This window comes from Coleofasciculus sp. FACHB-1120 (assembly GCF_014698845.1).
Taxonomy (GTDB): Bacteria; Cyanobacteriota; Cyanobacteriia; order Cyanobacteriales; family FACHB-T130; genus FACHB-T130.
Genome location: NZ_JACJTV010000011.1, coordinates 1 through 12,608, shown reverse-complemented (window position 1 = coordinate 12,608; position 12,608 = coordinate 1). Strand labels below are relative to the sequence as shown.

Here is a 12,608-nt window from a genome sequence, read left to right as displayed (position 1 = left end):
AATCATATTTTTATGAAGTATTATTGATTATTTTATTGGTTAAGTGGGGTTGTGAATATAATAAATGCTGCCTACCATAACTCACTGTATTTTTTAGCAAAAATACATTCAATTCTTCTAGAAGAGTTAAATGTATTCTATTTTTTCCTGTCTGCTAAAAAATTTAGCCACTCTCTGCAAACTTTTATGTATCCTGTCGTTACGAGAACTCAACTTGAGCAGTTACGTCCAAACGATCGCGTAAAGTATCATGGCGTTCAGTGGCATATTAAAGAATACAGCACTTATGACGATTCTTATGGATATGAAACAACAGAGTGGTTGCTAAAATCTCAAACCGGAAAAGAATATTACTTGCTACGAGAAATCGATCCGCAAAATCCTGAATCATTGGTAAATTGGTATCTTGCCGAAGAAATTCCCGATCCTAAGATATTTGAGCCAGAATCACTTAATAATTTGGCTGTTCGTCTTTGGCACGATATGCAAGAGCAAAAAATGCCTTATCCAGAATTGCAAGCCTTGGGTAGACGCTATTACTTTGAGTCATCAACTCAGGGAAACTATGAAGGAGACGAAGAGGAGACATGCCGAATTACCTGGGATTATTGGGACAAGGATCATCAATGGAACTTAGCCATTGAAGCTTGGCCTAATGGGAAACGACATATTTACTCTACCAAAGTAGTGAAGCCAGAAGATTTTTCTAATATTGAACGAGGGGGAAAAGCTAGCTACTTTGTCAGCTTTATTGCTCAAGTATTATTAGCCAGTTTTATAATGATTTGCGGAATATTTTTAATGATTTTTGGGTAGAAAAAATGCCTACGTCTTTATTTATTGAAGAACATAATAACGGGTTAGCTTTTTATATCAATGGTGATTTACAGTTCGATACCGCTGATGAAGCCATTTATCACGAGCATTTGGTGATTCCATCGGTAGCACTGGCAGTCAAACGATTTCCTCAGACAGCGTTGCAAGTATTGATTTGTGGCGGTGGAGATGGATTAGCTGCACGGGATGTGTTGCGGTTTCCTGAAGTAAGTCACGTTGATTTAGTGGATTACAGCCCAGAAGTTTTAGAACTAGGGAAAAGGGTATTTAAGGATTTTAATAAGGGGAGCTTAGAAAGCAATCGCTTGACGATTTACACACAAGAAGCTTTTGGATTCTTATCTGCAATTAAAGAAAAATCTTATCACGTCATTATTTGCGATTTCACTTATCCTGGTTGTACAGAAGATACTGCGATATACACTCAAGAATGGTTTAAAACGATTAGCCGGGTACTTTATACAGGTGGGATTATTAGCACGAATGGCGTCTCTCCAGAAAGCCGTACAACAGGTTTTTGGTGTTTATATCAAACCTTGTTAGCTACTGGATTGATGGCAAAGCCTTTACAACTAACAATCCCATCCTTTGAGAGCCATGATTATGGCAATTGGGGGTTCTTTTTAGCATCACCAGTTGCAATTCAGCGTGCTGAACTAGAAGCCATTACCCTACCGGAAAATTTACAGGCGATCGCGCTTGAAAATTGGCTAAAAGTGTTTGAGTTTGAGAACGCGATCGCGCATATTCGCCACAGCGTCAATATTCACACTCTGGATTGCCCACAGCTATTTTACTATTTACTGAATCCTCATATTCAACCAACTCAAATTCCCGAAGCAACAGAAGAAAAAAACATTAATTTTTTAGATATTGAAGAAGCCGGGACTGGGCTGAGAGGTTTGCGGGATTTCCTTCAGCTAGAATCAACTGCCCAAATGTGGTTAGAAGAAGTCGAGAGAAATGACGTAGATACTAGCAAGTTATTGCCGGTACAACATCCTTACCACAGCCCAAAAATGACGGTAGAATGGTTGACCCACCTTCAACTATTACTATCAGAAATTGACTTATCACGCTTATTAAATAGTATCTTAGACCGCGCTCAGGAACTGCCGCCTCAGATTGCGGCTGAGCTAAAACAATTGTCTGATAAAGTCCGCTCTGGACAGCAACTTTCAACCCTATCACCACGAGCAACAGAATTTATTATGATGCTCTCAGTGACGTTATTAATGGCAAATTTAGCTTCTCCAGATGCTGTATTTGCGAAAGGATACTACTCAGGAAGTAGCCATTCCTCTGGCTCTAGCGGATATTCAACAGGAACGACTTATTATAGCGAGGGAGACTGGAACTGGTTTAATAAAACCTTAGGATTTATTTTGACAGCGGCTGGTGGTATTTGGTTGATAAATCTATTGACAAATCGCTCTAATAATGACTGAAATCTTAAATATAAATAATCGGCAAAAAGTTCAAGCAGAAGAATTATCTTTAACCCTCAGACTGCTAAATATAGAAGAACGCCTTCTTTGGGACTCGCTTGTACAAATGCCCGCAGGATGCTTCATGCAGTCTTGGGCTTGGGCAGATTTCAAGGAATTGGAAGGATATAAAACCTTCCGTTATGGTTTATTTTACAAGCAAAAATTAGTGGGAGGATGCATTTTTTATTTCTATCCTCATCCTAATAAAGCAAATTTATTAGTGGCTCCAGGTGCCCCTTTGCTCCCTGCACAGTTTGAAAAAGAAGGAATGCAGATGTTGCTGGAACAAGCAGCATCTTTAGCTAAAAAAATAGCAGCAGTTGCCCTCCGAATTGAACCCTTATGGAATCAAAAACCAGATTGTATTGCCGGATTTAGGCGTGCCCCCGCTGATTTATTGCCCTCAGAAACTCTGTTAATTGATTTAGAAGTAACCGAAACTGAAATGTTAGCAATGATGAAGCCAAAAGGACGATATAATTTGCGTTTGAGTTGGCGTCATGGTGTAGAAACTGAATTTAGAACAGACTCACAGGCAATTCCTGCATTTTACGATATCTTTTGGGAAACAGTAAAACGTCAGCAGTTTTTTGGCGAACCCTACAAATTTTTCATTAATCTTTGCCAAACCTTATTTAAGGCAAATATGGCAGAAGTTGGTTTCGCAATTTGGCAGGAAAAAATATTAGCAGCTATCTTGGTGGTTTATTGGGGCGATCGCGCCACCTATCTCTACGGCGGACGTAGTTTTGAACACCCGGAAGTCATGGCAACTTACAGTTTACACTGGGCAGCAATGCAACGGGCAAAATCACGCGGTTGCAGTTTGTATGATTTCTACGGTTTTACTCGCGATTCCAATCATAGTTATGCCAAGTTTTCCCGGTTTAAAAGTCAGTTTGGTGGTATACCAGTGACAACTATCGGCGCTCACGATTACTTTTTTTATGACCAATTGGCGGATACAATGATTGGCTTATTACAACGATTAAATTAATCAACTTAATGGAATATTCAAAAAAAGATTGGTAAGGAGTTAAAGAGTGGAACAAGTCAATCAATTAGGAGTGATTCTTCTAGAGTTATTGTTAGGGTTTGGGTTGTTCTGGCTGGGACAACTCGCTTATCAAAAACTATTTCGTCGCTTGGAATTGAATCTGGAACTCTTTGTTAAAGATAATTCAGCCGTAGCGATCGCTCTCGTCGGATACTACCTCGGCATCGTCATTGCACTGGGTGGTGTTTTAGGACAACCTTCAGACAATTGGCAGGACAAGTTAGTCAATTTGATAAGCTATGGCGCAACAGTAATTATATTCATGTTGGCTGGCGCTTGGGTGGGCGATCGCTTAATTCTGCGTTGCTTTGATTGTAAACGCGAAATTCTCGAAGAACGCAACACCGGCGCTGCTGCTGTAGAATTTGGCAATCACATCGCCAATGGACTTATTCTAAGCGCCGCACTTGGAGGAGAAAGCGGTACTTGGCTGGTAGGGTTCGTCTGCTGGATCGTTGGCTTAGGGGTACTCGTTTTGGTGAGTCTTCTTTATCCCCGTGTCACTAAATATGATGTATTTGGAGAAATTGAAAGGCGCAATAATCCTGCGGCTGGCGTGGCGTTAGCAGGCTTACTCATTGCGACAGGTAATATCGTGCGCGTGGCATTTGCCGCCGAGTTTCAAAATTGGGTAATTAGTTTTACTCAATATGGTTTAACACTGCTATTGTGCTTAGCCTCACTGATTGTAATTCGCTGGGTGGCGGATTTAATTTTGGTGCCAGGAGTAAAGTTATCCGATGAAATCGCCCGTCAACAAGTCCCGAATTTGGGTGCTGGATTAATTGAAGCGTTTGCTTATATTGCGGCTTCTTTTTTAATCGCTTGGGCTGTCTAAATTAACCCGTAATGCAGAGATAGTTCCACGCTTGATGATTAAAATTTCCGCTGATTTGAATCGTCAGTAATTCAGCAAGAGTTTTTGCTTTTTGATAATTATCTTGCTGATAATCGCACACATGAATATCAACGGTGACTTTTCCTTCTTCAGGCCAAAAATGCAAGGCTACGTGAGATTCTTCCAATAAGAGAACAGCGGATATTCCCTGGGGTTGAAAGGTCAAAGAAAGCTGACCCACGGGAGTTAAATGGGCATCTTGAGCTGCACTTTTTAAGGAATGTAAGAAATCGGCTTCTGTCCAATCAAAAATAGGCTGAGAAGCTGTCAGAATCGCTGAAAAATGATGGGATCTAAGCACGGCTTGTCCTTTTAGCCAGCACCTTGAACAAAGTCAAATAAAGCGTGAGCCATCTGTAATTTACTACAGGGTTCAATCGCTACTTTGCGACCCTGATTGTCCAGAAACACGGCTCGGTTATTGTCGGTGCCAAAACCAGCATCGGGTTGATCGATGGGATTGGCAACAATGGCATCCAAATTTTTCTTCTGCAACTTCTCCAGCGCTGGGGTAACAATATCCCCAGTCTGCGCGGCAAACCCAATTAATGTTTGATGCGGCTGTTTGAGACTCGCCAATTCTGCCACAATATCCGGTACAGATTCTAGAGGTAAGGAAGCGGGAAGCGATCGCTTCGGTAATTTCTGGGAACTATACTCGGCTGGTTTCACATCTGCTACCGCTGCCGACATCACAATTAAATCGGCATCTGGAAAATACTCTAACATCGCCTGCTGCATCTGCTGGGCGCTCATCACACCAATCGATTGCACCTTTTGTAGAGAGGAGATTAATTGCGTCTCTATTGGCCCATGCACCAGCGTCACAGATGCGCCGCGATGCAGTGCAGCTTGTGCCAATGCAAATCCCATTTTGCCAGTAGAAGGATTGCCGATGAAGCGCACCGGATCGAGATACTCTCGCGTTCCTCCAGCACTGATTAAAACTCGTTTCCCGGCTAAATCTCGCTTGCCGCTAGTGTGCAATAGAGATGTAATTTGCGGCAAAATTTCAGCAGGTTCTGCCATACGTCCAGCACCGACGCGATCGCAAGCTAACAGTCCAGCACCAGGTCCAACACTGTGATAGCGTTTATCTGCAAATACCTGTTGCCAATTGCGTTGCACTGCCACCTGTTCCCACATATCCGTATTCATTGCTGGTGCTAACAACACCGGACAAGTGGAAGCGAGGACGGTATTCGTGAGCAGATTGTCAGCGAAACCATAAGCTAACTTGCCTAAGGTATTCGCAGTGAGAGGAGCAATAACAAAAACCTCTGCCCATTCTCCCAACTCAATATGCAAAGGGCGTCCGCGTGTCGGCTGCCAGAAATTTTCGTCTGTATAAGCAGGATGACGGGACAGCGTTGCTACGGTTAGCGGAGTGATAAATGCTTGAGCCGAATCCGTGAGAATCGCCCGAACTTCCACCCCAGTCTTTGCAAGCGCCGAAATTACCTCACAAACTTTATAGGCGGCGATACCGCCGCCTATCCCTATGAGAACTCGTCTGCCACTTTGCATTTAAGCTTCATCGAAGGGTTGAAAATCCAGTAGGTAGAGGTAGGGTTCAACTAAATCTGGACGTTGAAAAGCGATCGCTCTGAGCAAATGCCAATCATCCAATCCTTCAAAAGGATTGGTGTAATTATCTTGCTCTAGCCGTACAGCCAGCTGTTCCACTTCAGTTGCCGTCACAGCAGAAATATCCCGGTTGGAAATGCTAACAGTTGTCATTGACCGCGCCTCCCTCAATCTGCATCTGTGCCATGTATTATACAGATGCAACAAACCATTTTATCTTAACGCCATTACTGGCGATCGCTTAATATAAAAAACGTCAAGTTAGTGGGTCTACTAAATTTTAACGGGAGAATTGACCGAAATAGGGCTGAGAACTGAGGACTGAGGGCTGAATAAATAAGGGTTTCAAGCACCATTATTTAATTATGGATAAGAAGCAAGAATTGTTTCTCTGCTGGCGCAGCCTGAAGAAACTCTCGCGTCATTATTTCCATATTTCCAGCCCTGATGGCGTTAAGGGCTATATTCAATTCGTGCTTCGCACCGCAACGCTGAACAGGACTTTTACCTTAGACAGTCAAGCGTTGCGCTAACGAGAGCAATCATTAGCGGCTAGCGCCGATTAAATATTTGCCTTGACAAACTTCCGCACCACTTCTAAGGCTGCCGGTTGAACCTCATGCTCCATATCGAATTCCTGGTATTGTACCGATACTCCCAGTGCTGTTAAAGCATCTCGCGCTTTCTGGGCAGCACTCAGGGGCACCACAGAATCTTGTCTCCCATGCACAATTAATACAGGTGGATAAGTAGCATCAGGTTTTGGAGAGAGGGGATGCAAATAGCCACTCAACACCACTAAACCCGCTAAAGGCAAATTCAATCCTACATCCAGCGTCATTGCCCCGCCTTGAGAAAAGCCACACAAAATTGTGCGTGAAAGGGGGACGCCGGTAGAACCTTCGAGGGATTTGAGCCACTCAGTTAGCATTTGCTGACTTTTGACTAAATCCGGAGATTCCAAACCTCCTGGTTTCCCAAACTCGTACCACATTCGCCCGCCGGCTACATAGGGATTTGTAAAAGGGGCATCGGGCACCAAAAACTGATACTCCGGTAAATTCAAAAATGGGGCTAAGGATGCCAATTGTTGGGCATTCCCTCCAAAGCCATGCAACACGATAATCAACCCAGAGGGCTGTTGATTCGTTGCCGATGGAACCGTAATAACTGAGAGAGACAGAAGCTTACTCCTAACAAATGCGACTCACCAATCAGAGATGCTGGCAAAGCTCTCATCTTTTAGGATAATGTGGCGATCGCAATCCAGGCTAATCGATCCCTGCTGCTGTAGCTTGCTGAGCAATCGCGTGATAGTCACGCGGGTGGTACCGATGGCACTGGCAATATGTTGATGGGTGAGGCGTGCCCCCAGACGAGTTCCACCCGCCACAGGTTGACCAATTTCTTTTTTTAACAGCAAAAGCAGTCGCTGCAAGCGATCTTCGACCCGTCGCTGTCCGACGATGGCTAAAAGTGCCTCTGCTTGCCGCATCCGTCGCCCCATTTGCGGCAAAATCATCTGAGCTAGACGTGGCGAAGCTTCAATTTCGGCGACGGAAAACCATCTTAAGTAGACATCACAGAGCGCCGTTGCCTGATAGGCTTGCAGCAAGGTCATCCAAAGACCAAAGAATGTCGAAGTTCCTGCCCAACCCAGCAACACTTCTTCACCATTCGGGCAAAGCGTACTCAGCTGCACCAAACCCCGATCGATCTGCCAAATGCCCTGTGGCACGAGGGGAATTAAGTCTCCCTTGGCATAAAAATGCAAACGACGTCCTTCATTGGGATCGTATTGGTCTATTGCTAGAACTGCTTTGGAAGTTGGGGACATGGCTGTAATTATTTCCAGCTATGAGAAATTTGGGATGGAGAGGCAATGCCACTGTAACCCCCAAAGGTAAAGGATAAGTAATCAAAAGATTACTAAAGGCTTAAAAAGGTGATTTGCGAATTCTTTTAGGTTGCGCGATCGCTTCTTTGAAGGGTAAAGGCGATACGCATCCAAATTTTTCCATCAGCCTGAAAATAAAGAGACTGGCGATTGATAGCCAGTCTCAGTTTAATATTCCAAAGTCAAGGATAAGTAATCCAAACGCTAAGAATCCATCAGCAATCGGTCAAAAACTGATCACCAATTACTGATTCCCCTTAGATTTTGGTGCCGCAATCCGGACAGAAGTTATTGCTAGCGATGTTTTTCGCACCGCAACCGCTGCAATAGACTAGCTCTGTGGCTTTTTCCAACTTGCGACGTTCTGGTAAACCAATCATTTGAGCGTTGCTTTTACCAGGAGCCACCATTGGGTAACAGTTTTCGTCCCTTTTTACTTGGGCCTCTAGTAAAACAGGGCCATTGTGAGCCAACATTTCCGCGATCGCACCTTTCAGTTCCGAGCGATCGCGGATCGACATTCCCTTAATCCCGAATGCTTTGGCGAGCATCACAAAATCCGGCATCCCCACTTCCATATTTGAGGACGAGTAACGCTCTCCGTAGAACGCCTCCTGCCACTGACGCACCATTCCCTGCCAGCCATTATTGATGATAACGGTCTTGACATTTATGCCATATTGTGCAAGCGTGCCCAGTTCCTGTAAATTCATCTGGAAACTAGCATCACCGCTAATACAAATCACCTGTTCGTTCGGCAGTGCTACTTTAGCACCCATTGCCGCTGGCATCCCGTACCCCATCGTGCCCAAACCAGCACTGGAGATCCACCGACGCGGCCCGTTCTTGAGAAATTGCGCCGCCCACATTTGGTGCTGACCCACATCTGTCGTGTAGTAGGCTTTGGGAGCTTGATTCCCTAGTTCTGAAATCACCTCTTGCGGTGCCAGACTATCGGGATATTGGGGCACTACGAGGGGATAATCTTCCCGCCAGCGATTAATGCGTTCCAGCCATGCTTTCGTTTGATTTGGCTCAAAAGCCGCGTTGGTTTCCTGGCATCGGCGCAGCAAGTCAATCAACACATTCCGCACATCGCCGACAATCGGCACTTCCGGAGCGCGATTTTTTCCGACTTCTGCGGGGTCGATGTCGATATGAATGACCTTGGCGTGAGAAGCAAATTCATCCAACTTACCCGCCACGCGGTCATCAAATCTGGCTCCCACCGCAATCAGCAAATCGCACTCGCTGACTGAAAAGTTAGCGTAGGCGGTGCCGTGCATCCCCAACATTCCCAGTGCGAGGGGATGGTTCTCGTCAAAGGCACCAATGCCCATCAACGTCGTTGTTACGGGGATTTGGAAGAGTTCTGCCAGTTCTTGAATTTCTGCATGGGCACCGGATGTAATCGCGCCTCCACCCACATAGAGCAACGGCTGCCGTGCTTGCCGAAGTAAAGTACACGCGGCATTGATCTGACGAGGATTGCCCTTCACCGTAGGACGGTATCCCGGCAATCTCACCGTATCCGGCTCCATCGGCACATAGTCAAATTCTGCTAATGCCACATCTTTGGGCACATCAATCAACACGGGTCCCGGACGCCCGGTACTGGCGATGTGGAACGCTTCTGCCACAATCCGCGCCATATCTTTGGGATCGCGCACGACATAGGAGTGTTTCACAATCGGCAGCGTAATTCCGAAAATATCGGTTTCCTGAAACGCATCGCTGCCAATCGCGTTAAGAGCCACCTGCCCTGTGACCACGACCATTGGAATCGAGTCCATGTGGGCTGTAGCAATGCCCGTCACTAGGTTCGTTGCCCCAGGGCCGGACGTGGCAAAACAGACCCCCACCTTGCCGGTGGCACGAGCATAACCATCTGCCGCGTGAGCCGCGCCTTGCTCGTGTCTTGCCAAAATGTGAGAAATTCCGCCATCCTTTTGTGCCCGATACAGTTCATCGTATATCGGCAGAATTGCACCACCTGGATAGCCAAAAATATGCTCAACACCGTGACGCTTCAGACTGTCAATCAGGGCAAAGGCACCTGATCTGCGGCTGCTCATTTGACGTATTGATTCTTTTTCCGAGACGCTTTGCGATCGCACCATGAAACCTCTCACTATAGCTACGTTCTTTTTTAAGATTTCTATCTAATTCAGCATTAGAAATAGGGGTTTAATTCTTAAGTCTAATCCTGATATCAATTCCTGTCGAGGGATTAACCCCCCAAAAACTCGCGAGTGTTTATTTTCTGTGACTTTAAGGTTTATTGTTTCGGTTCACGCCACCAAGAAGGAGGTGCGCCAAGGATACTGGCTAAGGGCGGCTGACTTAATGAACGCGCCTTCAATCGGGTTGTAACGCTGAGCGCGTCCCCTTACCCAGCAAAAGGCAAAGGCGTTTCTAGGAAGGACTGGCTACAAGATGTTACTCCTCAGTCCTCCTTTCAAGCTAGATGACATCTTCCAAAACATTACGGGTACTGAGCCACGCCCAGACACCAACGATATTCACGATAATGCTCATGCTTAAAAGAACGCCTCGCAAGCCAAATTGATCCGTAAGCGGGCCAGCGATCGCCAGTGGCGCACTCAGTGCAATATTGACAACATTATTCTGAAACCCAAAAACTTTGCCGCGCATATTTTCTGGGGTTGAGGCTTGAATCAGAGTTTGCATAGGTACGCCGATAAATGAGGCACCCAGTCCCAACAGGGCACTTAATCCTAAACCCATCCAAAGATTTGTCGTCAACGTAAACACACCCAACACAAAGCCCATACTCAAAAAACCCAATAGAGGCAAAGGCTTGTGGTGGAAGCGATCGCCCCAATGCCCCAACACCCCCGCACCAAAAACCATACCCACTCCAGCAGCGGATAATAAAAAGCTAAATTGACCCGGCTCATTGAGACCTATATCCTTCGCCAGCTCAATTGCTAGTACGGTTAAAGCCGCAAATACCGAATATAAAATCGTCAGCTGCACCATCGCAGTACGAACCAGGCGTTTTTTCCATAAATAACGGAAGCCTTCTTTAAGGTCATGCCAAGGATGAACTGCCACCGACTCAATCGGAATCGGAGCTTCTACGACTTTCACTAACTGACTGAGACCAGAAGCCAACAGGTACAAAAACGCCACCAAAAGTTCTTGACCATACGTTCCCCCCCAAGTTCTGGCTACACTCAACAGCGGCTCGCCCACAGAGAAACCGACAATCATAGAACCCATCATGGTGGTTGTAAATAGCGCATTTGCCGTCATTAAATTCTCGCGCTTTACCAACAGGGGCATAGCCGCCTGCTCTGCCGGTGCAAAAAATTGCGTGACCGTCGAGAGCAAAAACGTAATTACTAACAAAATTAAAAACTGCTTTGGCAATATCGGCAGCAATAGTATCAATAAAGCGCGAATCCAATCAGAAGCCACCATAATTTGCTTCTTCGGAAAGCGATCTACAAAAATACCCGCAGCTGAGCCAAAGAAGATTGCAGGTAGTGTGAAAGCTACCATGATGGCGGAACGCATAGAATTTGCCCCCATCAGCGACGTCTGATAGTTTTCCAGCAACGCAATCAACAAAATGAAGAAGACCTTGTCTGCTACCTGAGACACGATCTGCCCTACCCACAGGATAAGAAAGGGCCGATTCTTCATCAGAGCGCGAAAGCCGCTACCAGAAGCCGGAGGTTCAGCTGGAAACATAAGAAGTGTTCAGGAGCCTCTTGAGTACATCTTTTAGTGTGCGCTGGCGAGAGTCAATTGTGCCAGTCGAGTAGCCACTTTTTGTCAAAGTTCTTAAAAGCCACATCTGCCATGATAGTTATCCCACTCTATATGCTAAGCAATGCTAAGCAGCATCTAGCCTTATAAAAATTGCAAAACCCATGATTTTATTCCGCCTCCGTAGCGATTGGAACCCCTGTATCACTGTTGTTTTTACCTTGTGTATAAACCGCAATACTTCGCAGAAAATTGTAACTTTTTAAATTGCGAAATCATTCTCTTGACAAATTTCATGGCGTTTTCTCGGATGAGGAATGCCTGAAGACCGATCCTGTGCTAAGTTAATCACTGAGAATTTAATTCGGCTGAGTAAGTTGGTTGTCTACGTTGACAGGCATCTCTCCGAATCGAAGGCTCTACACCATCTGCATATAGATAGCGAGATACTTCCATGTCAATCTATGTAGGCAACCTATCCTACGACGTAACCCAAGAGGACCTGAGCCAGGTTTTTGCAGAATACGGAACTGTTAAGCGGGTTCAGCTACCCACTGACCGCGAGACAGGTCGCCCGCGTGGCTTTGGTTTTGTGGAAATGGAAACTGAAGCTGAAGAAACGGCTGCCATTGAAGCTCTAGATGGAGCAGAGTGGATGGGTCGGGATTTGAAAGTTAACAAAGCCAAACCTCGCGAAGATAGAGGACCCTCTGGCGGTGGCGGTGGTAATCGCAGACCCAGTAGCGGTGGATTCTCTCGACGCTACTAAGTTTTAAGACAAAAACATTAACAATCCTAGTCTCCAGCAGATTGACACTTCCACTGCTCCACGCTGTTTTTCTTTTCTGTATATAGAATGAGCGTTGTAGCAGTGGATTTTTATTGAAAAGTGCCAACGTGTCTAAAATACTGAATTGTTAACCTGCCCTTGTATTTTTGTTGGTAAGTAGCTGGGACTAATTAAATATAAGATGGGATAGGTTCTCTAAACGGAGTTTTCCATTATTTATGCCAGCTCCGATTCGGATTATCTTAAGCGAAGCAGAGGACTCGATGTTGAGCGAGTTGCGAGTTGCCCAAACAGTGCCGCAACGCACTCGTGAC

The 12,608-nt window shown here is 45.5% G+C and carries 13 protein-coding genes; 6 read left to right on the top strand and 7 right to left on the bottom strand.

Features of this window, described 5'->3' with window-relative positions; all coding sequences use genetic code 11:
- Window positions 1–51 precede the first annotated feature (51 nt).
- The 4 genes from H6H02_RS12570 to H6H02_RS12555 are packed head-to-tail and all read left to right on the top strand — an operon-like array spanning window position 52 to window position 4,222.
- Window positions 52–816 (top strand): DUF4178 domain-containing protein, encoded by a 765-nt coding sequence (locus tag H6H02_RS12570; protein ID WP_190818087.1) that lies wholly within the window; start codon window positions 52–54, stop codon window positions 814–816.
- A gap of 5 nt (window positions 817–821) precedes the next feature.
- On the top strand, window positions 822–2,285 hold the full coding sequence (locus tag H6H02_RS12565; protein ID WP_190818085.1) for a spermine synthase: 1,464 nt from the start codon (window positions 822–824) through the stop codon (window positions 2,283–2,285).
- Complete coding sequence (locus H6H02_RS12560) at window positions 2,278–3,324, top strand: peptidoglycan bridge formation glycyltransferase FemA/FemB family protein (protein ID WP_190818083.1); 1,047 nt, start codon at window positions 2,278–2,280, stop codon at window positions 3,322–3,324. Before H6H02_RS12565 ends, H6H02_RS12560 begins: the two co-directional genes overlap by 8 nt.
- Before the next feature lie 46 nt (window positions 3,325–3,370).
- Window positions 3,371–4,222: a DUF350 domain-containing protein gene (locus H6H02_RS12555; RefSeq protein WP_190818078.1), complete on the top strand. Its 852-nt coding sequence runs from the start codon at window positions 3,371–3,373 to the stop codon at window positions 4,220–4,222.
- Between the two features lies 1 nt (window position 4,223).
- Here H6H02_RS12555 and H6H02_RS12550 read toward each other — a convergent pair whose 3' ends face one another.
- Genes H6H02_RS12550 through H6H02_RS12540 form a run of 3 tightly spaced genes read right to left on the bottom strand, consistent with a single transcriptional unit; the run spans window position 4,224 to window position 6,022 of the window.
- On the bottom strand, window positions 4,224–4,583 hold the full coding sequence (locus H6H02_RS12550) for an S-adenosylmethionine decarboxylase (protein WP_190818076.1): 360 nt from the start codon (window positions 4,581–4,583) through the stop codon (window positions 4,224–4,226).
- An 11-nt stretch (window positions 4,584–4,594) separates the two neighbouring features.
- Window positions 4,595–5,809 (bottom strand): bifunctional phosphopantothenoylcysteine decarboxylase/phosphopantothenate--cysteine ligase CoaBC, encoded by a 1,215-nt coding sequence (gene coaBC / locus H6H02_RS12545; RefSeq protein ID WP_190818074.1) that lies wholly within the window; start codon window positions 5,807–5,809, stop codon window positions 4,595–4,597.
- Entirely contained in the window at window positions 5,810–6,022 is a 213-nt protein-coding gene (locus H6H02_RS12540; protein WP_190818072.1) for a DUF2555 domain-containing protein, read from the bottom strand.
- A gap of 212 nt (window positions 6,023–6,234) precedes the next feature.
- On the opposite strand from H6H02_RS12540, the gene H6H02_RS12535 reads away from it, so the two are divergent.
- Window positions 6,235–6,402 (top strand): hypothetical protein, encoded by a 168-nt coding sequence (locus tag H6H02_RS12535; RefSeq protein ID WP_190818070.1) that lies wholly within the window; start codon window positions 6,235–6,237, stop codon window positions 6,400–6,402.
- Between the two features lie 29 nt (window positions 6,403–6,431).
- On the opposite strand, the gene H6H02_RS12530 is transcribed toward H6H02_RS12535, so the two are convergent.
- The 4 genes from H6H02_RS12530 to H6H02_RS12515 form a co-directional block, all read right to left on the bottom strand.
- The gene (locus H6H02_RS12530; RefSeq protein WP_190818318.1) at window positions 6,432–7,052 is read right to left on the bottom strand and encodes a dienelactone hydrolase family protein; all 621 of its coding nucleotides are present in this window, start codon (window positions 7,050–7,052) and stop codon (window positions 6,432–6,434) included.
- A 24-nt stretch (window positions 7,053–7,076) separates the two neighbouring features.
- The gene (locus tag H6H02_RS12525) at window positions 7,077–7,706 is read right to left on the bottom strand and encodes a Crp/Fnr family transcriptional regulator (protein WP_190818068.1); all 630 of its coding nucleotides are present in this window, start codon (window positions 7,704–7,706) and stop codon (window positions 7,077–7,079) included.
- A 317-nt stretch (window positions 7,707–8,023) separates the two neighbouring features.
- On the bottom strand, window positions 8,024–9,886 hold the full coding sequence (gene ilvB, locus H6H02_RS12520) for a biosynthetic-type acetolactate synthase large subunit (RefSeq protein WP_190818066.1): 1,863 nt from the start codon (window positions 9,884–9,886) through the stop codon (window positions 8,024–8,026).
- 343 nt (window positions 9,887–10,229) lie between these two features.
- Entirely contained in the window at window positions 10,230–11,486 is a 1,257-nt protein-coding gene (locus tag H6H02_RS12515) for an MFS transporter (RefSeq protein WP_190818064.1), read from the bottom strand.
- A 472-nt stretch (window positions 11,487–11,958) separates the two neighbouring features.
- On the opposite strand from H6H02_RS12515, the gene H6H02_RS12510 reads away from it, so the two are divergent.
- The gene (locus H6H02_RS12510; protein WP_190412631.1) at window positions 11,959–12,273 is read left to right on the top strand and encodes an RNA-binding protein; all 315 of its coding nucleotides are present in this window, start codon (window positions 11,959–11,961) and stop codon (window positions 12,271–12,273) included.
- The last annotated feature ends 335 nt before the right edge of the window (window positions 12,274–12,608 follow it).

What these genes read in the sequence shown, in the direction of transcription:
- coaBC (WP_190818074.1), bottom strand. Translation starts at nt 5,809, where the DNA reads ATGCAAAGTGGCAGACGAGTTCTCATAGGGATAGGCGGCGGTATCGCC.
- H6H02_RS12525 (WP_190818068.1), bottom strand. Translation starts at nt 7,706, where the DNA reads ATGTCCCCAACTTCCAAAGCAGTTCTAGCAATAGACCAATACGATCCC.
- ilvB (WP_190818066.1), bottom strand. Translation starts at nt 9,886, where the DNA reads ATGGTGCGATCGCAAAGCGTCTCGGAAAAAGAATCAATACGTCAAATG.
- H6H02_RS12510 (WP_190412631.1), top strand. Translation starts at nt 11,959, where the DNA reads ATGTCAATCTATGTAGGCAACCTATCCTACGACGTAACCCAAGAGGAC.
- H6H02_RS12535 (WP_190818070.1), top strand. Translation starts at nt 6,235, where the DNA reads ATGGATAAGAAGCAAGAATTGTTTCTCTGCTGGCGCAGCCTGAAGAAA.
- H6H02_RS12540 (WP_190818072.1), bottom strand. Translation starts at nt 6,022, where the DNA reads ATGACAACTGTTAGCATTTCCAACCGGGATATTTCTGCTGTGACGGCA.
- H6H02_RS12565 (WP_190818085.1), top strand. Translation starts at nt 822, where the DNA reads ATGCCTACGTCTTTATTTATTGAAGAACATAATAACGGGTTAGCTTTT.
- H6H02_RS12560 (WP_190818083.1), top strand. Translation starts at nt 2,278, where the DNA reads ATGACTGAAATCTTAAATATAAATAATCGGCAAAAAGTTCAAGCAGAA.
- H6H02_RS12515 (WP_190818064.1), bottom strand. Translation starts at nt 11,486, where the DNA reads ATGTTTCCAGCTGAACCTCCGGCTTCTGGTAGCGGCTTTCGCGCTCTG.